Source organism: Oceanicoccus sp. (assembly GCF_029238675.1).
Taxonomy (GTDB): Bacteria; Pseudomonadota; Gammaproteobacteria; order Pseudomonadales; family Dasaniaceae; genus Oceanicoccus.
Genome location: NZ_JAQWFR010000027.1, coordinates 1 through 25,730 on the forward strand (window position 1 = coordinate 1; position 25,730 = coordinate 25,730).

Below are 25,730 nucleotides of genomic sequence, written 5' to 3' on the forward strand. Positions count from 1 at the left end.
GTCGCTGTAATTGGCCGCTCCCACAGGAATGCCCAGGAACCATCCCAAATTAATAACGCCCTCCTCAAATTATCTTCCAACATACCGCCGAGGATAAAGCCGAGCAGCAGTGGAGCCAGAGGGAAATCCAGTACGCGAAACATAACGGCGGCAACACCAATGGCAACCATCATGGTCAAATCAACTGTATTAAATGAAACCAGGTAGACACCAATTAGCGAGAAAAACAGGATAATGGGAGTAAGCAATTGTCGGGGAATTTCCAGCAGTTTGGAAATATAGGGAATCAACGGCAAATTCAAAACCAGCAAAATAATATTACCGAGGTACATGGAAATAATAACCGCCCAGAATACCGAGGGATGGTCGATATACAAGCGCGGCCCCGGTTGTACACCATAGGAAAGCAACGCACCTAACATAACAGCCGTAGTAGCAGAGCCAGGAATACCCAGCGTTAACAAAGGTACAAATGAGCCTGTTGACGCAGCATTGTTGGCGGTTTCCGGTGCCGCTAATCCTCTGGCACTGCCTCTACCAAATTCTTCCTTCTTTTTTGCTGGCGCCAGATTGCGCTCCATGCCGTAGGCCAGGAATGAGGCAATCGTTGCACCTGCTCCGGGCAAAATACCCACAAAGAACCCTAGCACGGAAGAGCGACTCACCGCAGGAGCAATATCTTTTACCTCCTCCCCAGTCAATTTAAGCGAACCCAATTCCGTCTTGGACATCTTGCCCGCCGCCGAACTGGCAGAGGATAGCTCTCCCCTTAACACCACTAATAACGCCTCCGCCAAGGCGAAAGTAGCCATTGATAGCAGCAGGAAACTGATTCCACCATACAAGTCAGGCATGCCAAAGGTGAAGCGCTGTATACCCGAAGGGTCCTCACCGACAGTGGCCAACATGAGTCCCAGTAATGTCATCAATATCGCTTTCAGAATCTGGCCTTTTCCAGAGAAAGCTGCAATGGCCGTACAGCCAAACAACATTAAGGCAAAATAGTCCGCCGACTGAAAACTCAGGCTCACCGAAGCCAGCACAGGAACCAGCGCAAACAGGAAAATGGCGCCGATCGTGCCGCCAAAAAATGAACTGTAAGCAGCTAATGCCAACGCCTTACCCGCCATCCCATTTTTGGCCATGGGATGGCCATCAAAGGCAGTGGCTACGGCGCCTGAGACCCCCGGCGCATTAATCAGGATAGCCGAGGTTGAACCGCCAAACACCGCGCCATAATAAACACCCGCCATCAGGATCATCCCTGATGCCGGATCGAAACCGTAGGTAATAGGTATCATCAGGGCAATGGCTGACACTGGCCCTAGTCCGGGCAACATGCCGATAAAAGTTCCCGCAAAACAACCCACTAACACCATCATCAAGTTGATTGGAGTAAATGCCGTTGCCAGTCCGGTTAGTATCCCCTCTATCATCACATTATTTCCTTGTTAGTCGTACTTCGAGCATTACAATGCCTCCAATATAATACGGTAGAGACTGCCATCGTCGAGGTAGAGACCAAACAACTGGGTCAACATGCCCCACATAAACAGCACCAGCCCGGCAGCAATTGAGAAACACAGCATTAGTCGCTTTTCGCCCAGAATGATAAAGCCAATACATAAAAACAGCAGGGTAGCCAGGATAAAACCAAGGAAACTGAAACTCAGCGAATAAACTACCATCAGTGAAGTCAGTAGAATCATGGGCTTCCATTGATAACCGGCCACAGCGTCTCTAATCGATAGATTTTCCGAGTCGTTAGCGGGCATAAACAGCTGCACCAGCGAGCAAATTATGGTTAGTATGGCCAACCCTGTTGGCAAGGTCCTGGGTGTAAAGAACTCCCCCACTGCGGTCGGGTCAGCTGGTATATCGAAGCTGTATCGAAAGTAAAACAGTGCGAATACCAGCAGCAGCGCTGCCCCAACTTTGTCTTTGTTATCAATCATCGCCATAGGATTCTCGACAGGAAATTGTGTTAAAAACTGATAGTCAACGTAACGACGCTATTTTTTTACCATACCCAAATCGAGCATGATTTTCCCCAACTCACGCTCCTGTTTGGCGAGAAAATCAACGAAGTCCTGGCCAGCAAGATACAGGTTGGTCCAACCCCGGCTGACACGAATTTCATCCCACTCCGATGTATCATAAAGATCGCGCAAGAGCTTGTGATAGTATTGCGAGCGCTCTGCAGGGAAGCCTGGTGCGGCAAAAAAACCGCGCCAATTGGTAAATTCAACATCAACTCCAGATTCAACCAGCGTTGGAACGTCAGGAGCATATTCGACACGCTTACGCGCTGTCATAGCCAGAATCCGCACCTCACCCTGCCTGGCCAGTGCTATGGCCTCACTAAGGCCAGTAGATAGCAACTGCGTTTCTTTCGAAAGCAACCCCACCATAGCTTTTGCACCGGCATTATAGGGGATATAGCGCATTTGCCTTGCATCCACCCCCGACTTCTTAAAGGCCAGCGCTGCTACCAGGTGGTCCATACTGCCACGCACCGAACCGCCGGCAACTTTTACGTTTCTGGGATCCAATCGATAGTCGTCGATGACCTGCTGCCAGCTCTGGTACTTCGAATCGGCCGTCACCACAAAAGCGCCGTGGTCTGCGATTACCGCAGCAACCGGTATCAAGTCTTTGTAAGACTGGGGGAAGATATTCTTCAGGGATTTTAGAATAATGGGAGTCGAACTGATCAGTAAGGTATTGTGCTGACGACTAGCGGTTTCTATTAAATAAGCAATTGCCTTACTGCCATCGCCGCCCGACATATTTTCATAGGAGGCAGAGTCAACCAGCCCTGATCGTGACAAAGCCTCACCAACACCACGCGCCGTGGTATCCCAGCCGCCACCGGCACCGCCTGGTATTAATAAATGGACCCTGTCAGCCGCCACCGTCAAGGGCGAAAATACACTCAAGACGATTAGCACAAAACCATATGTGCGAAAATAAGTAATAAGCTTGCCCACACCCATGCCCCACGGCCTAGATAGAAAAATTGACTCTCGTCCAGTATAGATAAGTAACTCTCTCAGATACCTTGCAGGACGAGAGTTGAATGCAACGACTGAGAAATCAGGAATCTTATTTTTTAACGGTTTGGGATAAAGCATTCACTAAACGCCCCCCCAGCAAAGAAACAAAAAGTAATACAATAATTCCAATAGTCACCGGTCGCTCAAGCAGGTAACTCCACTGCGCACCGCTGATTTGATAGGTGTAAATCAGATTACTTTCCGCCATATTGCCAAGAAGAATACCGATTACAGCAGCAGGCACAGAATAGTCGAAACGTTTAAACAGCCAGCCAATAAGGGAAAATATCATTACGGTATACGGCCCCGCCATATTACCGGTTAAGCCGAAAGCGCCAAAGACAGCCAGAGCAAGCACCGACGGTATCAGGTAGGTCATCGGTACTTTAACAATATTGGCCAACAGAGGAATAAATACCAGCCCCAGAGCTATCAGCAAGAATGCCTGGCCAAAATTAGCAAAGATGATGGCGTATACGACATCTGTCTGCTCGCGAATAAACTGCGGACCGCCGGTAATATTGTGCATGGCAAATGCAGCAAGCATAACCGCAGTGGCGCCACCACCAGGAATACCGAGGGCCAGTAGCGTCGCCATCGACCCCGCTTCCGAGGTACTGTTGGCCGCTTCCGACGCCACCACCCCGGCGGGATTGCCCTTGCCGAACGACTCGGGATTCTTGTCCTTGCGCTTGGTTTCTATATAAGACAATAAATTAGCAACCGAAGAACCCACCCCCGGAATCGCACCAACAAATATGCCGATGACGCTGCCACGTAAAATCACCCAGGGGTAGGTAACCGCACGTTTAAACGAGGCAAAAATCACCCTTACGCTGACCTTGCGCGCACTGCTGTCGGCGACAAGGTATTGCGTGTTAACCAGCTTAAATAACTCCGACGCGGCAAACATACCCATCATGGCGGGAATAGCCGGAATTCCATCGAGTAAATAGGCGCTACCCAAGGTGCCCCGGGCCACCCCGGCTTCGCTATAGCCGACCGTACCTATCAGCAAGCCGATAAGCCCGGACATAATGCCCTTGGCAAGGTGCGCTCCACTGAGGCTGGCGATTAAGGTAACCCCCCAAAGAACCACCGCACTCATTTCGGCAGGCCCCAGTGTCAGCACCGCACTGGAGATAGGCTGGATCAGGAAAAACAACATGCTGTAGCCAATAATCACCGCTATACAGGAAGACCCTAAGGCAATACCCAAGGCGATATTGTGCTCACCCTTACGGGACATGGGATAACCATCAAACGCCGTAGCGATGGAAGAAGACGTGCCGGGAATATTCATCAGTATGGCGGGTATGCTGCCGCCAAAACTGCCCCCCGTGAAGATCGCGGTTAAAAACAACATGGCCTGCATAAAATCCATATACAGCGTCATCGGCAAGAAAATAGCCATCGCCATGGAAATCTGTAGCCCGGGAATGGCGCCAAAAATCAACCCGATCAGAATACCGGGAATAACAATTAACCAGGGGGTAAAACTGGAGAACAGCAACCCAAGGCCGCTATGTAAAGCATCGACATCAATCATGGCAACCTCAATACTCCGTCGGCAAAATTAGCATGGGCAGTGGATAGGGCAACATCTGCGAGAAAAACCACGTCATTAATGACGCAAAACACAGGCTGTATCCCAGCAGCCAGCGCCAACGTCGCTCACCGTGACACCATAGAAACAGGGCTATAAACAGACAGGTGCCAACGTCGAAACCAAGCCAGGGGAGCGTTACAACATAAGCCGCAAAAAGCGAGACGACAGGCACAATCGTGGCGAAGGGTTCGAGCTCGGGAGCTTGCTGATCTCTTTTCCGCCATTGGTTTATAAACTCGATCGCGCAGAGAATGAACACCAACCCGGTAAGGGGCAGAACAAGAATCAGATTTATCACCTGACTGGAAGCGTTATAGGCATCCCAACAGTAGCCAAGCACAAGTGCTAGCAACACAGTGAGCACCAGCAAGTCTGCTATCTGGTGTTTATTAAAAGTTGTCACAGTGATCTCCGTCTAATGCTGAAGCAGGTATCCATAGTGTTTAATAATCTCAAAATTGGTTGTCATCATGGCTTCGGATCGTTCCGGCCCAATCCAACGCCTTCCTATTTCGCCGCGATCAAGCAGTTTTCGAAGATCTTCGTTCTCAAGTGCCTTTTTAAGGGCTGAAGTGATCAAGTCATATCGCGCGGGGAAATTGCGCTTGAAGGCTGTTGAGGTTGCATAGCCGCGTATCGAACCCGGTAACACCGGCGCTTCAACACCGGCAGGTTTTAATACTTCATTTAAAGTGGGTACACCCCAATTTGCACTGGGCTGGTCACTAACGATCGCTACCGGATTTAAATATTCACGAATACTCTCACTGCCTTTGGCACTAATTACAATAAAATCAACGACGCCTCCGGCCACAGCGGCCCGCGCCTGACCGCCACTGTTATAGGTCACCAGATTGAGGTTATCGGTAGGAATACCGTTGACTTCAAGCAACAGCTTTGCCATTAAATGACCACCTGAGCCACGCACCACCGAAGCCCTGACTGTTTTCGGCTTGGTGCGAATTGCTTCTAACACTTCGGGTAAGCTTTTATACTTGGAGCGTTTACTCAATGCGATAAGCTCTTCGTCAAACCACTGAAAATTCATATAAGAAAAATCGTTTATCGTATACTCGGCATTGCCTTCAATGATGGTATTGGTCAGGTAGGGAGAAAAGGTAGAGGCAAAAATCGTATAACCATCATCAGGTCTTGCCAGAACATAGTTGGCAGCCAGTAGCGTACCGGCGCCTTTTTTATTAATGACCTTGACGGGTTGACCCAACTCGTCGGCAAGGTAGGACGACATAGCCCGGGCCATTCTATCAGCGCTCCCGCCCACGCCAAAGCCAACCACCATTGTTAGCGGCTTGTTAGGAAAATCATCGGCGACGGCAGGCCTTGCTGCAACGCACATGACTGCAAGGGCAAGCCAAATCACAGCTGCCAGGCAGTCCCGTTGTTTATATTGGATATTAATCATTATTGCCTTGTTATTGTATGTTGCTTTCCAGCACCACTGGTTTTAAACCAGTAGACACTATTATTGGTGCCACCTGTCGTGAGGACAGATAATCAAGCAATCTTTTTGCATCACTTTTGTTGAGCGCTCGTTTTGTAATCGCCGCAGAAAAGGTCGTTGTCTTTTGCAGTTCTGCCGGTATCTGCCCAACATAATCCACCCCTTCGATGGGTAATATCTCGCTAACCTGCTGGAAGCCAATTTCTACTTCACCCCTTGCAACAACACTCGCTACCCGCTCACTAAGAATGCGCTTGCTCTTAGGCTTAATCCGATCCCATATCCCCATCTCAGGAAACAACACACCGGACAGGTAAGTGCCGCTGGCGCTCGCTGAGTAACCTATGGATTCAGCCTCCAGCAACGTTTCGATAAAAGCCTCTTTAGTAGTTATATCTGGTTTTTCCGCGCCACTTTTCACCGCCATTCCGATCACCGAATGAACCAGGTCAACCCGACTTTCCGAATCCACCTCCCCCTTGCTGTTCAGATTATTCAAAGAGGATTGCGACAGGATAATAACATCGAAAACCTCACCACGTGCCAGCCGTACGGGGATTGAATCATAGGCTCCGCCTGAAGAAGAACCATAGGCGGTTTCCAGTTTGATGCCGGTCTGTTGCTCAAATTGCGGGCCAAGCACATCATAAGCGGCGGCAAATCCACCTGAGCTTATGACCTTTAACTGCCCCTCGGCCTTAGCCTCAATTGAATTACCTGAAAATGACTGGCAGGCTGTAAGTGCCAGCGCCAATAAAATGATCAGCGTGTTATGCGGGATCTTCTTTATCAAATTTTTCATAATCGTCACTTGTTTTTAATATTCAATTTATATTCGCGACGGAGCCAGTCACGCACCCATTCTTTCTGCTCTATCGGAATATCGGTTGCCAGTTTATAGACTCGATCCGCAGCCTCTCCCGTTAAGTGTTTGTAGGAGCCAATCACCCGATTCCTCGCCTCGATATACTCAGGGTCGCGCTGCATAGCCCGGATAGCCGCCTGGTAGGTTTCAACAATGCTGTCGGGGGTTTCCTTTGGCACCACAAGAATCTTGGTGCCAACCCCGGCAGAGAAAAGCGCAAACCAGCTTTCCCAGGCAACACCGGCTGGTGGCTTGCCATGGATGATTTCATAGACTTCTGAAAAACTGGGCAAGTCGGGAAAAACCGGATCCCGCACCAATACGCCCTCCTCATTAAGCACCCCCAGGGAAAACAAGGGAGTCGCTCTACCAGTAGCAATGAGTGGCTGTATATATTCGATGTACGCCGCCGATGTTTGAAAGTCGATGGTTGCTTCACCGCGCTCAAAGGCCAGCCGGCCCGCACCGCGACCGCGAACACCAAAAAAGGGCTTAACATCCAGCCCCAGTTGCTGGAACCCCAAAAGGAGTAACAGATCAATCGATGTGGCGCCCAGGCTACCAAAAACCAGACGTTTGTCTTTTAAGCTGCTAATTTCACTAGCGTTTTTTATTCCAAATACGGGCGTAGTGTAGACCACGCCGCCGGAGGGGTAGATCGTCAGTGGACGCCAATGTCTATAATCGTACCTGACCCGAGGATCCCCCAGTAGAAAGGGAAAATGCGTCGATGTGGTGGAGACCATAGACGACAAACCATCGGCACGGATCTTCGCGGCAAATGAATTTGCCGCCTTAGTCGACCCACTACCGGGTTTGTAAACAATATTCACCGCAGGATTACCCGGTAAATATTTTTCCAGGAACGGCGCCATAAAGCGCGCCCAGGCACCCGACCCACCATCTTCCCTAAATGGCACTATCAACTCGAGGGTTTTACCTGAAAAATTGGTTTCAGCCAGTGCCGGCATTGTAAATTGCATGGCAAGACCACAAATTAACGGCAGCAGCAGCTTTCGGCCTGTTGTTTTCATTACTGATTCCTAATTAGCACGCAGGGAGATTTGCAGACGCAATATTACACTCTCGCAAGCCAGAAACCTGCAATATATCGCATGACATATCATCACCATGTAGGACAACCAGTGGCTGCTCAACTTTTATTTTCTTATACACAGAACAAAAAGTATAAATCCCGGATGCTTTCAAGTTCCTTTCATTTCATGTATAAAGTTTCAAGCCCCGATCCTAATAACAAATAAAAGCCATTCCGGATAATTGATGCGAACTTTAATCATTGAAGACAACGATGATATAGCCGAGTGCATCCAGCAATCACTTTGCGATATGGGTATTGCCTCTGACTGGTTTGCCGAGGGCAAAGAAGTACGAGAGGCGTTCCGTACTGAAGATTACGATTTACTGATACTTGATCTAAATTTGCCCGACGCCGATGGATTGAAAATCCTCCAGGAGTTTAGAAAACGAGGGCAAGACACCCCGGTACTGATTATCTCAGCCCGCTCATCCATTGACGACCGTGTCAGCGGCCTGGACTGTGGTGCGGATGATTATCTTAGCAAGCCCTTCGATTTACACGAACTCGATGCACGCGTCCGTGCGCTGCTGAGGCGAAATAAGAACACCCGGAACCCCCTGATCACATTCGGGCCACTGCAATTTAATCAATCATCCCGGGAATTCAGCCTGGCCAACCAACCATTGGATCTATCTCCCCGCGAACGAGCCGTGCTGGAAATCCTGCTGCGGCAGAATGGGCAAGTCATCAGCAAAGACAACATTGCCCTCCATGTCTTTAATTATGAAGATGAGGCCAGCGTGTCATCTATTGAGCTGTACATCCACAGACTGCGTAAAAAGCTCTGTGATTCCGGGGTTAGCGTGGTTACCAAGCGCGGTTTGGGTTATGCCCTTCAATTAGAGACGGACCAGGGTCGTGTTTAGGTCAATCCATACGCGGCTTCTTGCCTGGCTGGTTATCCCGTTGCTGTTTATGTCCGCCGCCCACCTCATTAGCACTTACATTAATACTCATAAAACCTCCGAGAGGATCTTCGATAAATTACTGGTTACCTTAGCGTTAACCATCTCTGAACACGCCCTCGCTTCGGAGGGCGACCTGTTGACAGAAGATCTGCTGGAACTCATTCGCGTCACTACTAATGACAACCTGTATTACAAGGTCATTGGTCCAAACGGGTCATTTGTTACAGGCTATAACACCATTCCCGAACCACAGAGTGGCATTCAGGAGCTGGAAGAACACCTGTATTTTTACGACGCCGTTTTTCTGGACCAGAAGGTACGCGTGATTGCCGTATCAAGCCTGATTGAGGGCCGCGACCTGGATGGCTGGATGACGACCTTTGTCGCCCAGACCATCAATGATCGCAACGCCTATATTGATTCAATATTAGCGGATACGATATTCCGAGTGATAATTCTGGTCGTAGTTGCCTCCGTACTGTTGTACGTCGGCGTCTCGTTCGGCCTGCAACCGCTAAAACAATTACAGGCATCAGTGCAGCAGCGTCACCCAAAAGATCTTTCGCCCCTTGACCAGGGCAACTTACCACGAGAAATCACTGGTTTAGTTTTCGCACTCAATCACTTACTACAGCGCCTGTCGGCGAATACCTCGCTGACCAAGCGCTTTGTGGAAAATGCCGCTCATCAATTACGCACCCCTGTTGCCGCGCTATTACCCCAAACTGATATGGCGTTACGCCGGGCTGAAAGCGAACGTGAACGTGTCGCGGTGGGAAAAATCAAACGCAATGCCGAAAATATCGCCCGCCTGACTCATCAATTGTTAAACCTAACCACAGCGGAAGCCATTGCACTGGGTTATCAACACTTTAAAACTATCGATCTGGCCGAGGCTGTCAAAAAGCATACTTCAATTTTCCTGGAACTCTACCCGAATGCAGATTTAAAACTGGAGCTTCAACCGACACCAATGCAGGGCGACGAACTGTGTATTAATGAGGTTATTGATAACTTATTAGACAATGCCAGAAAATACGGCGATAGCTCGCAAGCCATCACCGTGCGCACCTTCCAGCAAGACACCCAATGTATTCTGGAAGTCAGTGACCAGGGCTGTGGAGTACCGGAGGCATGCCGGGAAAAAGTAACCGAACGATTTTATCGATTATCGCATGATTCCACTGGTTCCGGGTTAGGCCTGGCCATTGTCAAGGAAATTGTCCAGGCTCATCGAGGGCAACTGGAAATCGGCTCTGGGCCAGACGGTCTGGGAACCTGCGTCCGTTGCCGATTCCCTATACTATCTGAATCATAAGAGCAGACAGAGCTCTTATCCAAAGCCCTACAAATCCTTTCAGTTTGAAAGGTAATTGAAAGATAGCACGATATAGAATGCGGGCACTGAGAAACTCAGTAGAACTGTTGTTTGACAATAGATTTGGACATAAATAATAACTAAGGGGTATTTACACTATGAACACATATCCGAAAAGGCCTGGATTTAAAAAAAGCAGAATTGCCATGGGCCTGCTCATAGCTGCGGGATCTATGGGCTTAACGCCTACAGCCCTATATGCGGCTGAAGAGACAGTGGTTGAAGAAGTAGTAATAACCGGCTCCAATATTCGCAGAAAGGGTGATTTTGATAACCCCGCCCCAGTACAAACAGTGGGCCAAATGGAGATCGGTAATGCCGGTGCCGTACAAATACAGGATGTTTTTAAGAGCATTACTTCTAACTCCGGTTCACAGCTTGCCAACCGGCAAAATGAACGCCAGGGCGTTTCCCAATTTAGTTTACGTGGACTAGGTGTTGGCTCAACCCTAACCCTGGTTAATGGTCGAAGAGCAGGTCTTTTCGCCGTTCCAGATGATACCGGACAGTTGTTCACTGATGTCAACCAGTACCCCGTCAACATGATCGAGCGGGTAGAAGTGCTGACAGATGGCGCCTCAGCAACCTATGGCTCAGAAGCTTTGGCCGGTGTTGTCAATATCATAACCCGGGATAAATTCGAAGGCCTGGAGTTCACCGCCGAAGCGCGTGATGCTTCAAATTCCTCACAGCAGTTAAGTAGCGCATTTGGTGCCGCCTTTGATAAAGGGCACTTCACTATTTTCGCAAACTACTACACACAAGACGGCAATTTCCGCGGTGATTTCGACTGGATTGAAGATAATCAGACGTTCTCATCCAGCACTGGCTCACCAGGCACTTACTCAACTGCGACCACCGATCCGGTGGATGGCTCAATAACTCACGGTCTGGGAAGCTCATCCACACGGGTTCCCGATGCCGATTGCCTTGAGGCAGAGGGTACTATATCAAGTAGCCGTTGCCGCTATAACTTTATCGATCAGCGGCGCCTGATTGCTGAAGAAGAGCGCTTTCAAGTATTTTCAAAATTCAATTTTGATATATCAGAATCCGCTTCGTTCTATTCTGAAATTAGCCATTCCCGCAATCAGGTGACGGATGCACTGGGTGGTGCCGTACTACGTACCGGCCCCTTAGGCGGCAATATGTTTATACCCGGCAGTCATCCCTTCAACTTTTGGGTAGACCAGGGTGGCGACCAACCGGTTTATTTGGATCCAACCACCAATGCCGCAGACTGGGCTAACGGCACTTTGGTAGCGACCGATTTGGCGGGTCAATTCAGACCGCTGGGCACCGTGCTGGGTGATGGACCCAACGCCGATGAAATTAAAACGGTTTTTACCAATAGCCGTATTTCGAGCGGTTTCGATATTGACTTAAAAAATGACTGGTTTTTGGCTCTTAACTACACCTGGGCCAATTCCGATTACACCCGTCGTGAACCGAGAAACTACGCTGTAGATTTGCTTCAGGAGATTATTAATGATGGCCGCTGGAACCCCTTTGGTACGGCTGTAGTGTCACCTGACTTGGTTTCCCCCAAAGACGGTGCAACAACTGCGGGTAATGAGTCACTGGTGCTTCAAGAATTCTCTCGCTCTAAAACCAATACAGGTAGCGTCATGCAACAGGTAGCAGAGGCTATACTGAGCGGCGAAGTCAGTGAAAGTATTGCTGTAGCCGTAGGCGCTCAATATCGTCGCTTAGACTTCGAAGACTTCCCTGATGGACTGAGCGGCGTGCTTGAAGGTGGCCGAGCTGATGAAACCAGCCCTAGTGAAGGTTCCCAGGATGCTATCGCACTCTTCACCGAATTGGCCTGGTCAGTCAGTGATGACCTGGAAACACAGTTCGCATTACGTTATGAGGACTATGATGATAAGGGTGGCTCTACGCTTGACCCGAAAGTTGCTTTTAAATACAACGTCAACGACGATTTGTCGGTACGGGGTTCATGGGGCACGTCATTTCAGGCGCCATCCATTAAGCAAGTTTCAGGCTCCACGGGTAATGCCACAGTCACCGACCCACAGCAACCGGGCGCGGGGACTTTCAATGCCACTGTAGTAACCGGTGGCTCAGCTGACCTGGATCCTCAATCATCAACAAACTATAACCTGGGCTTGCTGTACACCGCTGACAATGGCCTGGACCTATCTGTAGATTACTGGGTCTATGAACTGGAAGACCTTATTCTTCCCGGTGCATCTCCCCAGGTAATCGTGGATAACTGCGGCGCTGGCACTTGCCCGGATGTGCTTCGTGATGCAACTGGCCAGATAAACGCAGTACTCACGTCTTTCGATAACAGAGGCACAGCCGATGTTAGAGGTATAGATGTGAAAATTGCCTATGCCCCAGACTGGAATGCAGAGGGTGATTGGATCTTTGACCTGTCACTGACCAAGTTCCTGGAATATGATTCATCGGAGTTTGGCGATGTTAAAAACTCACGTAACTTTGGTAATCCATTCGGCTCCACACCAGATACCAAGCTAAATGGTGGAGTTACCTGGATGAATGGCAACCACTACGTTAACCTGAGTGCTCGCTTTGTTGGTGACTATACTGATGACCAGACGGACGAGACTGTCGATAGCCAAACCACTTATGACGCTCGCTATTCTTATGTCTTCCCAGGGCTGATTGCTGGCGGTGACACAACGGTTACTGCAGGTGTGGTTAACATCACCGATGAAGATCCATCCCTGATTGACAACCGTCCAGGCTTTGACACCGAGGTTCACGATCCCAGAGGCCGTCAACTCTATGTTAGCGTCAAGCAAACCTTTTAAACGCTAGCTTGATACACAAAATCCCGCGTACACTTGTACGCGGGATTTTTTTTAACTGAACAACAGGTAATATTCAATAAGGGTTAAACAGTATGGAGTGGCCAATATGCTCAGGTTAATAACTATTTCCATCGTCGCACTTGTACCCGCCTTGGGTTTTGCTAATAACTCCGGCTTGCAGAATGGATTGCTGGATTGCTCCCGTATAGCAAGCGATGTAAAGCGTCTGGCCTGTTTTGATGAGCTCGCACCACCGCTAAATCAACAAGCCTCCACTTCACCCACCATGCCCGCAGAAAAACCCAAACAACCAGAACTCCCAGCCAATACTGGTGCCGAGAGAAAACAACCCGGTGAGAAGTATTTGTACGGGAAAAACAATGCCGATAAAGCGCCTGCAATCTATAAATACACGCTTACCAGAGCCAAAAAGGACAACCGCGGCCGCTGGCTTTTTTACTTCAGCAATGGTCAGGTCTGGAGCCAACTTGAAGCCAAGCCCCTACCCAGACCCAAACCTGTACCCATGAAAGCCACTATCTCTGAAGCCATTATGGGCAGCTATTCGCTGCGACTGGGTGATGGGCAACGCTCTATTAAAGTACGGCGTTTACGCTAATCGAGTAACAATAACCAACAAAATTAAGCAGACAGAAATTCTTTTCGGCTAATAGCATTTTCTTTAAATTGGCCACCTAAAGCTGTGGTTTGGGTTACTGAGGAAGCATCCATAACACCCCGTGCTTTTACGCAGTAATGCGAGGCATCAATTCTTACCGCTACATGCTCCGTTTCCAGTAAAGTTTGTAACGCTAATAAAATCTGCTGAGTTAAGCGCTCCTGCACTTGGGGACGCTGGGCGAAAAAGCGCACGATACGATTAATCTTGGATAAACCAATAATTTTATCACCAGGTATATAAGCCACCTTGGCAACACCATCGATGGTGACAAAATGGTGCTCACAGGTGCTGACTAAACTAATGCCACTTACCTTAACCATCTCTTCCACCCCCATCTTATTTTCAATGGCGGTAATTTTAGGAAATTGGCTGTAATCCAACCCGGAGAAAATCTCATCAACATACATCTTGGCAATACGATGGGGGGTCTCACACAAACTATCATCGGTGAGGTCCAGACCTAGAGCACTTACCACATCAGTCATAGCTTCGCGAATACGCTGGTACTTTTCATCCCGGCTTAACGGTTTTGCGGTTAGAGGAGTCTCCAAACCCGCCTCGATCAGCGCTTTGCGAACAAGCTCTGCTTCATCTGAATATGCAATTGGCACTGCAGTTGAGGCTGAAGTTGAGGCTGAAGTTGGAATAGTGGGAAAGCTAAGTGGTTGTTCAGCGGCTGAGTCCATAGTTATTCCTTATTAATATTGTCTGCAGTAAGATACGTAAACCCGATTCATATTGGATTCATTACAGAGTGATTTTTTACCAGGCCAGAGCATACCTGGCCTCAACACCCCCCTGGCATGCTAGAATCAGCCCCCCCTTAGCCACTAACTACCCTTTATGACATTTCTGGAACAACTCGAACCCCTTGCTTTCACCGCCTCGGACAATGTCACCCTAAGAGGCTGGCAGACCCCTTTAAGTGGTAAACCCATTATCTATTTCCGCCATGCCAATGGGTTTAGCAGCCTATGCTATGAGCCGATGCTGAAGCTATTAGCACCCCATTACGACCTGGTGATGATGGACACTCAGGGGCATGGCAATAGTGATAAAGGGGATAGTATTAGTTGGCAGCAATGCGCCATACATAGCGTAGAACATATCGAGGCCAGTTATAGCCAATGGAATAGCCAGTGGCAGGGGGAAGGCAATATCCCGCTTTATGGCCTGGGCCATAGTTTTGGCGCGATTATGACCCTGCTGACAGTCGGCCACCGCCCGCAACTATTTACCCGCACGATTTTGCTAGATCCTGTGATGTTTTCGCCCTTCATGCTGCTATTAAATCGGCTTATGCATCAACTGGGACAATCCAAACACAATCCAATGTTCAGCCAAGCCCTCAAGCGTCGCAGCAGCTGGCCCAACCGCCAAAGCGCCTTTGAAGCGCTGCGCAACCGTGGCATTTATAAAGGGTGGGATGATGCCTGCCTGCGAGCCTATACCGACCACTGCCTGGCGGAAGATGAACAGGGAGCACAGCTAAAATGCTTACCAGAAACTGAAGCTTACTTTTTTTTAGCAAAAACAGGCCCATTATGGCCCTCGGCTAAAAAAGTGGCTACGCCAATGACTCTGATTGTTGGGGAAAAAACCTACCCCTTTGTCAGAGCAACCGCGGCTAAAGCAGCCAGGCAATATGCCCCTATTGATCGCCTGGTGGTCGAGGGGGGGCATTGTTTTATGCAGGAACACCCAACTGAAACCGCTGAATTAATTCTGAAACTTTTATCACAAGGTTAAACCAATCCATGCAGGTCAATGGAAAACACAGAGAGAGCAACTATGGCTTCAGGTATTTTAATCACCGCCGTTTTAATCTTTGCCGTGCGAGGCATGTTGCTTGGTTTTAGCGGCGTTATTGGCCGGCTACTGGGCTTCGCTGCAGGCTATTTCGTAGCTTTTAGCTATCGTTTGCAGCTGGCTGAATTTATCACCCAAAACACCAGTATTACCCTGCCCTCTATTGCCCTGCAAATGATGAGTGGTTTGGGGCTATTTATTGTCACTATGCTGGTCACCGGCCTATTAGTTTCAGCGACGTTTAAACTACTTGGTTCAGTCATCCCGCTTTTTAAGGCCATTGTCGATAATGACTCTGTCGGCGGTAAAGTGGCAGGAGCTACGTTAAATGGCACTATTGCCGCCGCTATCGTTTTGTTGGGTATTTGGGGCTTTGGGCAGGCAACCAATAAACAAGACCCCAATGACCCGCTACAGCAATTCGCCAATCAGTTTGGGGAAAAAGTCTTCGGCGTGATTACCGACGGTGAAGATCTTAACTTTCAGGGTTTCTCCCAATCGTTCTCACAAACCATCAGCAACGGTCAGGTCATCAGCAGTTCCAGCTCAACGACTACTTATTCCAATACTGGCTCTGCGGTTATCAGCAATGGCTCAAAAACCCTCAGTATTGATTCGGTTAGAGAAGTGCTTGAACAAGCCAGCCAAAACACCGATGGTATCGATACCGAGGAGTTGCTGAACAACCCTCAGCTGCAAAGCCTGATCAATAACCCCGAACTGCGAGATATGGTTCTACAAAAACTGGAGAATAACCCTGGGCAACTCCAGGATATTCAGCAGCAGATTATGAATAACCCGCAACTGCTTGAACTTATGCAACGTCTGCAATCGCAATAATTTTAGTAGAGGCAAGTGAGCGGTATTTACTGTAATACAGCACGAAAAGATAAACTCTACCACTAACAACACTAAAGGAATCCGTTATGCATATCTGGGTCGATGCCGATGCCTGCCCCAACGTCATTAAGGAGATATTATTTCGCGCCGCTAATCGCGTACAAATACCGGTCACCCTGGTCGCCAACCAATATATAAAAACCCCGCCCTCGCCGTATATTAAATCAGTGCAAGTAGCCGCAGGTTTTGATGTGGCAGATAACCATATAGCCCAGGAAACTCAAGCTGGAGATATTGTTATTACCGCCGATATTCCGCTAGCCGCAGATATTGTTGCCAAGGGCGCCTATGGCATTAACCCGCGCGGCACACTGTATACCGAACAAAATATCAAACAGACATTAACCATGAGAAATTTTATGGAAGAAATGCGTAGCACAGGACAAGCCAGTGGCGGGCCACCACCACTGGACTCAAAAGATAAACAGGCCTTTGCCAATACACTGGACAAACTGCTTGCCAAAGCCAAATAAGATCCAAATATATTAATCCCTCTTACTGTGAATTTTAACGTATAATCGCGCCCCTCAATTTTTGAGCTCAGTGCTATGGCCCATAGCACTGATCAGTACACCGATTTCAGGAGCTAGATGATGTTTAATGTTAACGAATACTTTGATGGCAAAGTGGCCTCAATCGCTTTTCAAACTGCAACCCTGCCCGCCACTGTTGGCGTTATGGCTGTGGGTGAGTTTGAGTTTGGCACCAGCCAGAAAGAAACTATGACGATTGTTAGTGGTGCGCTTACGGTGAAGTTACCGGGCAGTGATAATTGGAAAACCTTTAATGCTGGCGAGCACTTTATTGTTGAAGCTAACGAAAAATTTCAATTGAAGGTTGCCATCGAAACGGCCTACCTATGTACTTATGAGTAATATTAAATTATTGATAAAAAAAGGGGCGAATAAATCGCCCCTTTCTACGCTATAACAACAGTCTTAGAATTGGTAGGTAGCTCCCGCATACCAGTAAGCACCATTAAAACCAAATGGAGCCGAGCGACGCGAATAGGTAAATACACCAGGACTACTAACTATAATATTACCACCAGGTGCATCTTCCAAGGTCCCACCTCGACCATTACCAATCTCGTTCTTATCGGGATACTCATCAAAGATGTTATTACCACCTACATTAAAGCTCAGCCCATTATCAAAGGCGTAGCGAACATTAAGGTCCGTAACAATAACAGCACCATAAGTCTGTCGACCACCATCTTCAACCGTATATTCACCGAAGCGATTAAGCGTCAAGTTTGCTTGCCAGTTACCCAGCATATATAAACCTGATAGGTTGATTCTATCTTCTGGCTGCCACTCCTCAATAATTGAAATATCCTGACTAGTGAAAACCGTTTCTGGGTCTACAGCTGCTAGACCACCACCGGTATATATATCTGTAACATCGGTTTCCGTCTTATTGGCAGCGAAGGTAATATCCAAAGTACCTTGACCCAATTCAATACCGGAGTAGGTGGTAATTAAATCAAAACCTTCCGTCTCTGTATTGGCACCATTAAGGAAGAATTGAGCTGAAGTTGCTCCCGCTGCATCTAAGGCGTCACCCAAATTCCCTGAAGGATCATCAGCAGCTTTCAAGCCACCACTGAGGACGATGCGATCATCAATATCAATTTTATAAAAGTCTAACGTGATACTCAGTTGATCTAGCGGCGTGTAAATAAAACCCAGGCTATAGTTATCAGACTCTTCCTCTTTTAGCGATGGAATACCAATATCTTGAGCTAGCTGACTATCATTCCTATAAGTTCCCCTTTGCTCTGCCACCAAATTACCTGTGCCATCATCAACAAACTGGGTACTTATATTATTAAAATACAACTGCTGCATGGATGGCGCCCTAAAGCCTGTACTGATGGCGCCCCGTAAACGGAAGGTATCGGTCAACGTCCAATTACCCGCTAATTTAAAATTAGTGGTATCACCAAAGTCGTCATAATCATCATAACGAACCGCAGTACTTACCAACACATCCGCAGAGACTTGATATTCTCCATCCACATAGAATGAATAAACGTCTCGCTCTTCATCCACTGCCGAAATAGGCGCTATACCATTAAAACCTTGAATAGCTCCGCCAGCATTTTGTGGATATAAATCACTGCCATCTGCCGGGTCCGTATCAAAGTCGGCATAAGCATAAGGCTGGCCCGGTGTAATTTCATAACTATCCGTTCTAAATTCAAAACCATAAGCCAGCGACAAATCACCCAAGCCCTGATTAAAATCCAGATTGATCGTTTGCAAACCTAATTCAAGACCGTAAGCCGCGGCGCTACGGGGAATCGTGGCTCGGATATCATCGTCACTCAGTCCCTCACCAAAATTCAAATAATTTACATAAGAATAATTGATCGAGTTATCGGTATCATACTCAATCTCATTGGTACCGTCGGTATAGGAAATATCCATGTCGATACCATTTTCAAATTCCATGGTATAACCAATGTTTAGCGAAAAATCATCGATTTGGGAATGAATAATCGGCAAAAAACCATCAGGGATAACATTGTCACCATCATCTAGATAGGAACTACTCCCGGAAGATGGATTTCGGTAAAAAGCCCCCGACTCATTTTCACGCTCCGAGTACGTCATAAAACCATAAAGCTCGCCACCGCCCAAATTGTAGGCCGCATTCACAGTAAAGGCATACTGCTCGGAGTCGGCATCACCAATTCTAAAACTACCTCGATCAAAAATTAGTTCTCTGGGGTCACCAATTTCATCAATACCATTCATATCGGTATCGGTACAACCACCATAGGCACAAGCGCCCTGCAAACCAGCACGATTGGTTCTACCGCGATCACGGTAATTAAAGGTCGCATTAAGGAAGCCACCATCACCGAGCTTAAAACCCTTAGAGGCATCGAAGTTGTAGGTTTCACCATCTCCCTCGCTGTACTCACCGTAAGACCCGCTGATACTGCCACCTTCATCAGCATCTTTTAAAATAATATTAATAACACCCGCAATAGCATCAGAACCATATTGTGCCGCTGCACCATCGCGTAATACTTCAATACGCTTTATCGACGCTGCGGGTATTGCATTCATATCAACACCGGCAGTACCGCGCCCTACCGATGTATTAATATGAATCAGTGATGCTTGGTGACGACGCTTACCATTGATCAACACCAAGGTTTGGTCAGGGCCTAAGCCACGCAGTGTTGCTGGGCGCAAGGCATCCGAACCATCACTGATACTCGAACTTGAAAAGTTAAACGAAGGCGCCAGGCTCTGTAACATACGTCCAACCTCGGTATGACCGGTATTAGCCATAGCTTCAGCATTAAGCACGTCAACAGGTACTGGTAAATCCTCTGCGGAGCGACCCTGGGTACGAGTACCAATGGTGACCACCTCTTCTATAACTTGATTAGCACCCGCTGTTTGTTGCGCCAACGTGTTAGATGCCGCTAGCACCAAAGCGAAAGTAACCGTTACCAACACCCCACTAGGTCTATATCGTATTAATAAATTACTATTGTTTTTCATAATATCACCCCATTTGTTTCCTATTGAAAAGCAATGATGCAAATAACATGAGAACTACATTACTCGTAAAGAGTTAATGTATAGTGATGAAAAATGAAACAATCAATAAGAATACCAAGCTGGGAACAGCTGGTATGAAAAACACAGAAAAACAAATCATATACTTACCCTGTAGGCACTAGCAAAGCTTAATACACTTACAAGCAGCCAACCTGATAACTACAGCATTACAGCTAACTGTTAATCAGCACCAATATTGTTGTGTCTCTTCCCAAGCACTACAAGTTATTACTGCGTTTTTAGTTATTAGCGGTTTAACGATACTCCCCTAAAAAAAGTATTACTAGCCTTTTATAGATTGAAATCTCTCATGCTTATAAGCATTGTTAATAACTATCTAACTGGCCCGTTATATGTCACTAAAATTCGAAACTCATGCGGTCTCGCTTTAGCGCTTTTTGCACAGCCAACATCCGTTATTTAATCAAGACTCATCACCGGTCTAAGCGGCAGCATAATGATGAAATCACCCTTGCCGAGACTCTGGGGCATACACCACAGACAGGCGAAAAAATACCATCAAGCGTTTGATATTGTTTATTTTTTGCCAACTAGTTACCTTTTTAAATCCGCAAAAGTGACTAGAATTGCTCGACAAATCAGCTAAGCGAACCTCAACCAACCGATAACCGCAGAACACTGAATACAAACAGACCCTATGCGATCATTACTAACATTGACTTTGGCCTTTGCCCTTTTAGTGACTTATATGGAAATCATCGCGCCTACACAGGCCGCAATGGTACCCAGCACTACTGCTAAAGTCGTTCGCACAGCCTCTACTACCCCTACCCTTATTGCCACAGCACCCAAAGCCGAGGCCCCGCAGCCCAAGCTAAACCTGAGTTTGCCTGCCCTCGACAGCCTGGAACAACCCCTTAGTAGCCAACAGACCTCAAAAACCGGTATCTTCATTCCCAAACAAGATAGCGACAAAACCGCTGTTAGCTACAACGCTGAGCTGGTGTTTGATGCCAAAAAAGGCGAACAGGTAACAGGCGGCAAAATTCACATCAAAATCCCCCTAAGCTAAGCTTCCCGAAAAGCCCCAAAGGCCGTATAATCCGCCGCCACACTTCCGGTGGGGCCAAACAGCGTCACACCAACTATCGAGAACATTCATGTCAGCCCCCGAAACCACCAGTTTTAAAGACCTGGCGTTAGCCGCTCCCGTGCAAAAAGCCATTGATAATGTCGGCTATGAGCAGCCCTCGCCGATTCAAGCCGCCAGTATTCCGCACCTGTTAAATGGTGATGACCTGCTTGGGGTTGCCCAAACCGGTACCGGTAAAACAGCGGCCTTTGCTTTACCGCTGCTAAGCAAAATCGACATCAAACTGAAAACCCCGCAAACACTGGTGCTAGCCCCTACCCGTGAGCTAGCCATTCAAGTGGCCGAAGCCTTTCAAACTTACGCCAGCCAAATGAAGGGGTTTCATGTACTGCCCATTTATGGCGGCCAGGATATGAGCGGGCAATTGCGCCAACTCAAACGCGGTGTTCATGTGGTGGTAGGTACGCCCGGGCGTATTATGGATCACCTGCGCCGCGGCAGCCTGAAGCTGGAAGGTTTAACGAGCCTGGTATTAGATGAAGCTGATGAAATGTTACGCATGGGTTTTATCGATGACGTAGAGTGGATTTTAGAACACACCCCCAAGGAGCGTCAGGTTGCATTGTTTTCAGCCACCATGCCCAAGCCGATTCGCAAAGTGGCAGACCGCTACCTGAATAATCCAAAAGAAGTCAGCATTGCCAGAGAGTCCACTACCGCCGCCAAAATAGAGCAGAACTATCTTATCGTTAATGGCTTTGAGCGTAAGCTCGACGCGATTACCAGAATTCTTGAAGCCGATAGTTTTGATGCGATGATTATTTTTGTACGCACTAAAACCGCCACCGCCGAGCTGGCAGAAAAACTGGAAGCCCGTGGTTACTCCGCATCAGCATTAAACGGCGATATGAATCAGGCGTTACGTGAACGCACTATCAACCGCCTCAAGAAAAAACAACTCGATATTATTGTGGCTACCGATGTCGCAGCCCGAGGCATCGATGTTGAACGTGTTAGCCATGTTTTAAACTTTGATATTCCCTACGACCCGGAAGCTTATGTACACCGCATTGGTCGCACAGGTCGTGCCGGTAGAGAAGGTAAGGCGATATTATTTGTAGCGCCCCGTGAAAAGCGCCTGTTGCAAGCGATAGAAAAATCGACCCGCCAGCCTATTGCTAAAATGGAGCTGCCCTCTGGCGTTGAAGTCTCTAGTAAACGTATAGAACAGTTTAAACAACAACTAACTGAAGCACTGGAAAATCAAAAATTGGATTTTTTCCATCAGGTGCTTTCCGAATATAGCATTGAAGCAGATCGCTCTGCGGAAGATATTGCCTGTGCACTGGCTTATCTATTACAAAAAGATAAACCGCTTGAAGTCAAAGATGAACCGAAACGAAAAAACCAGCGGGACAGCTTTGATAAACCGGAGCGCAACGACAACAGAAAATCTGCTCGCAAAAGAGAAGAAGGCAAGCGTAATAAAACCGATATCAATATGGTGCGCTACAGAATCGAAGTGGGCCGTGACGATGGTGTTACGCCCGGCAATATAGTGGGCGCTATTGCCAATGAAACCGGCATTGATGGCGACCATATAGGTCATATCAAACTACATGACAACCACTCAACGGTTGACCTGCCTGAAGGCATGCCAAAGGATATGCTTAACACACTGAAAAAAGTGCGTATCTGCAATAAAACGATTTTTATGGCCGAGGAAAGTACAGCAGACAAAGGTAGCAAAGCCAAACCGCCCAAAAAGAAAAAGGGCGCATCAAACGCTGGCGGCAAAGTTAAAGACAAAGTCGGTAAAGGCAAAAAAACCGATAGCACAGCAAAAGTGAAAAAACGGAAAGCGAAAAAGCCAGCCAAATAGAACGGCGACGATTTATTGCAAATCGTCGCTGCTTTCAAGCAATGCGGCAATGCCACCGGATAGCGACCACACCCCGTCAACGCCCTGTGACTGCATATAACTAACGGCCTTACTACTGCGCAAACCACTTTGACAGTACAACAAATACTGAGCATCACTATCCAGCGCCGAAGGTAGACCAGCTGCGATAAGGTCATCCACCGGAATAACTTCGCCACCAATATTAAAGGCCTGGTGCTCCACCTGCGAGCGCACATCAATTAAGCGAATACCAGGCTGGTTTATCCTTGCAATAAATTCCGCTGGCCCTAACCCGCGATCAACGGCATCAGGCCTGCTGCAAACGGGCTGATAATCTTTACGGAAATTGTCGGGGCCAGCGTCCCCCTGGCATAATAAACAGCCAGGCGACGTTTTCAAATTAAAGGTTTTAAATCGAAAATCCAGCGCATTAACCTGGGCCAACTGATTGGCAATAACACCCGGCAATCTGGCGATATACTTAATCGCCTCCAACGCTTGCAATACTCCCAGCATACCCGGTACAACACCCAACACACCCGCCTGGTTGCAATCCGGCACTTCGCTGACTTCAGGAAATAGACAACGAAAACACGCGCCACCGGGCACAAACATAGCCAGCTGCCCCGAAAAACCCAGCACACTGCTGTAAATCCAGGGCTTTTTATTGTCGTGACAAAGGTCGTTCAAAAGATATCGCGTATGAAAATTATCCGTACAGTCGATCACTAAATCATGGCACGCAATCAACTGGCCAGCATTATTCTCCGTTAAAGGCTGCTCTACCGCGTGAATAGTAATAGCACTATTGAGCTCCAATAAACGCGCTGCTGCCACGGTAGATTTTAACTGCCCAATATCCTGTTCAGTAAATAAAATCTGTCGCTGCAAATTTGACAAGCTAATACGGTCGCCATCAACCAGGGTTAAATGACCCACCCCCGCCGCCGCTAAATACTGCGCAGCGGGGCAACCAAGACCACCCACACCGACAATCAATACCTTTGATTGTTTTAGCGCCCGCTGACCGGCCACTGAAAAATCGCCTAACTGAATATGACGCTGATAGCGCTGCCACTCTGCGGCAGAAAATTCACCCTGGCTATCGAAGGCCGTCATAGTGGCCTGCCCTCAGCAATCGCCTGCATCAATCGCCGTGTTTTCGCCCTGGGATCTTTATCCAGCGTAATCGCAGTAATCATTGCAATACCTGAGACACCGGTGGCCGCTACAGCCTTGATATTATGCTCATCAATGCCCGCAATAGACACCAAAGGATAGTCGAGACTGCCAGCCCAATACTGTAAGCCTTCCAGCCCATGCGGCACCCATGGCATAGCTTTGGTGGTGGTTGCAAAGGTGGGGCCACAGGCGATATAGGATGGCTGAATCGCCCGAGCTCGAGCCACCTCAAAATGACTATGGCTGCTTAAACCCAAACGCAGTCCCGCCTGGCTAATTGCATTCAGGTCGGCGGTTAATAAGTCCTCTTGGCCCAGGTGCACACCATAGGCTTTTTTCTCAATCGCTAATTGCCAGTAATCATTAATAAATAAACGACAATCAAATGTTTTAGCGATGGCAACGGCCCGCTCTATTTCGTCCGCCAATGCCTGGCCGGTTAAATTTTTTACGCGTAATTGGGCTGTACTCACTCCAGTTGGCAGTAATTGCTCCAGCCAGTCAGCGCTATCTACCACAGGATATAAGCCCAGTTCTGGTCGTGCTGAATCAACACAGGGTAAAAAGTTTAAGGCTACCTGCTGATTCGCTACTGACGTTGAATAAGTGGGCCAATAAGCTGAAGGAAACCCGGATACAGCTACAGCTCCTTTTTCATCATTGACAGAACGAGCGTTAATCAAGCCCTGTTGAATCACCATTTTCGCAATCACCAGGGCATCTCTAACCTCATAGCCTAAGGCTAAGGCGCTGGCTATAGCCGATGCAAAAGCACAACCTGTGCCCCGGCTATGGAGTGTTTTTTCCCGGGGTTGTGATACATAAAAATTCAGCGCAGCGTTATAACAGTAATCACTAGCCTGCTCACCTTCCAAATGCCCACCTTTAAGTACCACCCAATGGGCACCACCCTCAGCCAAAGACTTTGCGGCTGCCTGCTGTGTTTCGGGGCCGGTAATCGTCTGGGATAAGATCTGCTCTGCTTCTGGAATATTAGGGGTAAGCACTGTACACAGTGGCAGCAATTTCTCCCGCAAAAGCGACAGTGCACTTTTATCGAAAGTATCACCATCACTGGAGGTTGCTAGCACAGGATCGTAAACAATCGGGATGGATAGCGCAGATAATTTATCGACTAAAAGCTGAACCTGCTCGGCATTAACCAATAAACCAATTTTTATCAGCTGTGGCTTTAACGCCAGCGCCGCATCAATTTGCTGCTCAAGTTTATCGATAGCAACCGGATTAATAGAAAATAGTTGCTGATTATTTTGCGCAGTAATAGCCGTGATCGCCGTAGCCGCATGAACACCCAAAGCTTCACAGGTTTTGACATCTTGCTGGATACCCGCAAGGCCGGAACTATCACTGCCGGCAATACATAGCACCACCGGCTTGCTGGCTCGCCTGGCTATATAAGAATGTGTTTTCACAGGCG

The 25,730-nt window shown here is 48.0% G+C and carries 23 protein-coding genes; 11 read left to right on the forward strand and 12 right to left on the reverse strand.

Going from position 1 to position 25,730, the window contains the following annotated elements; genetic code table 11:
* The 8 genes from P8H32_RS09135 to P8H32_RS09170 form a co-directional block, all read right to left on the reverse strand.
* Positions 1–1,436: tripartite tricarboxylate transporter permease (locus tag P8H32_RS09135; RefSeq protein ID WP_301089242.1), on the reverse strand; the 1,436-nt coding region annotated here is incomplete at its 3' end.
* A gap of 33 nt (positions 1,437–1,469) precedes the next feature.
* Positions 1,470–1,955, reverse strand: coding sequence for a tripartite tricarboxylate transporter TctB family protein (locus P8H32_RS09140; protein WP_301089243.1), 486 nt, complete (start codon positions 1,953–1,955; stop codon positions 1,470–1,472).
* A 57-nt stretch (positions 1,956–2,012) separates the two neighbouring features.
* Positions 2,013–2,990, reverse strand: a complete 978-nt coding sequence (locus P8H32_RS09145) for a tripartite tricarboxylate transporter substrate binding protein (protein WP_297291902.1) — start codon at positions 2,988–2,990, stop codon at positions 2,013–2,015.
* 115 nt (positions 2,991–3,105) lie between these two features.
* The gene (locus P8H32_RS09150; protein ID WP_297291901.1) at positions 3,106–4,605 is read right to left on the reverse strand and encodes a tripartite tricarboxylate transporter permease; all 1,500 of its coding nucleotides are present in this window, start codon (positions 4,603–4,605) and stop codon (positions 3,106–3,108) included.
* 7 nt (positions 4,606–4,612) lie between these two features.
* Positions 4,613–5,068 carry a tripartite tricarboxylate transporter TctB family protein gene (locus P8H32_RS09155; protein ID WP_297291900.1) on the reverse strand — a complete coding sequence of 152 codons (456 nt, stop codon included), beginning with the start codon at positions 5,066–5,068 and terminating at the stop codon, positions 4,613–4,615.
* A gap of 12 nt (positions 5,069–5,080) precedes the next feature.
* The gene (locus tag P8H32_RS09160) at positions 5,081–6,088 is read right to left on the reverse strand and encodes a tripartite tricarboxylate transporter substrate binding protein (protein WP_301089244.1); all 1,008 of its coding nucleotides are present in this window, start codon (positions 6,086–6,088) and stop codon (positions 5,081–5,083) included.
* A gap of 10 nt (positions 6,089–6,098) precedes the next feature.
* Complete coding sequence (locus P8H32_RS09165; protein WP_297291898.1) at positions 6,099–6,929, reverse strand: substrate-binding domain-containing protein; 831 nt, start codon at positions 6,927–6,929, stop codon at positions 6,099–6,101.
* Positions 6,930–6,934: 5 nt separating this feature from the next.
* Positions 6,935–8,026 carry a tripartite tricarboxylate transporter substrate binding protein gene (locus P8H32_RS09170; RefSeq protein WP_297291897.1) on the reverse strand — a complete coding sequence of 364 codons (1,092 nt, stop codon included), beginning with the start codon at positions 8,024–8,026 and terminating at the stop codon, positions 6,935–6,937.
* A 247-nt stretch (positions 8,027–8,273) separates the two neighbouring features.
* On the opposite strand from P8H32_RS09170, the gene P8H32_RS09175 reads away from it, so the two are divergent.
* The 4 genes from P8H32_RS09175 (at position 8,274) to P8H32_RS09190 (ending at position 13,797) form a co-directional block, all read left to right on the forward strand.
* Positions 8,274–8,957, forward strand: coding sequence for a response regulator (locus P8H32_RS09175; RefSeq protein ID WP_297291896.1), 684 nt, complete (start codon positions 8,274–8,276; stop codon positions 8,955–8,957).
* Between the two features lie 49 nt (positions 8,958–9,006).
* Positions 9,007–10,317, forward strand: a complete 1,311-nt coding sequence (locus tag P8H32_RS09180; RefSeq protein ID WP_297291895.1) for a sensor histidine kinase — start codon at positions 9,007–9,009, stop codon at positions 10,315–10,317.
* A 206-nt stretch (positions 10,318–10,523) separates the two neighbouring features.
* Positions 10,524–13,178 carry a TonB-dependent siderophore receptor gene (locus P8H32_RS09185; protein ID WP_301089245.1) on the forward strand — a complete coding sequence of 885 codons (2,655 nt, stop codon included), beginning with the start codon at positions 10,524–10,526 and terminating at the stop codon, positions 13,176–13,178.
* Between the two features lie 106 nt (positions 13,179–13,284).
* Positions 13,285–13,797, forward strand: a complete 513-nt coding sequence (locus P8H32_RS09190) for a hypothetical protein (RefSeq protein ID WP_297291893.1) — start codon at positions 13,285–13,287, stop codon at positions 13,795–13,797.
* A gap of 23 nt (positions 13,798–13,820) precedes the next feature.
* Here P8H32_RS09190 and folE read toward each other — a convergent pair whose 3' ends face one another.
* Complete coding sequence (gene folE / locus P8H32_RS09195) at positions 13,821–14,546, reverse strand: GTP cyclohydrolase I FolE (protein ID WP_297291892.1); 726 nt, start codon at positions 14,544–14,546, stop codon at positions 13,821–13,823.
* 157 nt (positions 14,547–14,703) lie between these two features.
* Here folE and P8H32_RS09200 point away from each other — a divergent pair, with 157 nt between their 5' ends.
* The 4 genes from P8H32_RS09200 to P8H32_RS09215 all read left to right on the forward strand — a co-directional run bounded on the left by P8H32_RS09200 (position 14,704) and on the right by P8H32_RS09215 (position 17,444).
* Complete coding sequence (locus P8H32_RS09200; RefSeq protein WP_301089246.1) at positions 14,704–15,609, forward strand: alpha/beta hydrolase; 906 nt, start codon at positions 14,704–14,706, stop codon at positions 15,607–15,609.
* A 42-nt stretch (positions 15,610–15,651) separates the two neighbouring features.
* Entirely contained in the window at positions 15,652–16,509 is an 858-nt protein-coding gene (locus tag P8H32_RS09205) for a hypothetical protein (RefSeq protein ID WP_301089247.1), read from the forward strand.
* A gap of 86 nt (positions 16,510–16,595) precedes the next feature.
* Positions 16,596–17,042 carry a YaiI/YqxD family protein gene (locus P8H32_RS09210; RefSeq protein ID WP_297291889.1) on the forward strand — a complete coding sequence of 149 codons (447 nt, stop codon included), beginning with the start codon at positions 16,596–16,598 and terminating at the stop codon, positions 17,040–17,042.
* 120 nt (positions 17,043–17,162) lie between these two features.
* Positions 17,163–17,444: a pyrimidine/purine nucleoside phosphorylase gene (locus P8H32_RS09215; RefSeq protein WP_297291908.1), complete on the forward strand. Its 282-nt coding sequence runs from the start codon at positions 17,163–17,165 to the stop codon at positions 17,442–17,444.
* 63 nt (positions 17,445–17,507) lie between these two features.
* On the opposite strand, the gene P8H32_RS09220 is transcribed toward P8H32_RS09215, so the two are convergent.
* Positions 17,508–20,093, reverse strand: a complete 2,586-nt coding sequence (locus tag P8H32_RS09220) for a TonB-dependent receptor (protein ID WP_301089248.1) — start codon at positions 20,091–20,093, stop codon at positions 17,508–17,510.
* Positions 20,094–20,528: 435 nt separating this feature from the next.
* Here P8H32_RS09220 and P8H32_RS09225 point away from each other — a divergent pair, with 435 nt between their 5' ends.
* The 3 genes from P8H32_RS09225 (at position 20,529) to P8H32_RS09235 (ending at position 23,089) form a co-directional block, all read left to right on the forward strand.
* Positions 20,529–20,684, forward strand: a complete 156-nt coding sequence (locus P8H32_RS09225; RefSeq protein WP_297291887.1) for a YchJ family metal-binding protein — start codon at positions 20,529–20,531, stop codon at positions 20,682–20,684.
* Positions 20,685–20,811: 127 nt separating this feature from the next.
* The gene (locus tag P8H32_RS09230) at positions 20,812–21,186 is read left to right on the forward strand and encodes a hypothetical protein (protein ID WP_297291886.1); all 375 of its coding nucleotides are present in this window, start codon (positions 20,812–20,814) and stop codon (positions 21,184–21,186) included.
* Between the two features lie 88 nt (positions 21,187–21,274).
* On the forward strand, positions 21,275–23,089 hold the full coding sequence (locus P8H32_RS09235) for a DEAD/DEAH box helicase (protein WP_297291885.1): 1,815 nt from the start codon (positions 21,275–21,277) through the stop codon (positions 23,087–23,089).
* A 12-nt stretch (positions 23,090–23,101) separates the two neighbouring features.
* On the opposite strand, the gene P8H32_RS09240 is transcribed toward P8H32_RS09235, so the two are convergent.
* A complete protein-coding gene (locus P8H32_RS09240) occupies positions 23,102–24,229 on the reverse strand; it encodes a HesA/MoeB/ThiF family protein (RefSeq protein ID WP_301089249.1) in 1,128 nt (375 codons plus the stop codon).
* Positions 24,226–25,725, reverse strand: coding sequence for a thiamine phosphate synthase (thiE, locus tag P8H32_RS09245; protein ID WP_301089250.1), 1,500 nt, complete (start codon positions 25,723–25,725; stop codon positions 24,226–24,228). Before thiE ends, P8H32_RS09240 begins: the two co-directional genes overlap by 4 nt.
* Between the last annotated feature and the right edge of the window lie 5 nt (positions 25,726–25,730).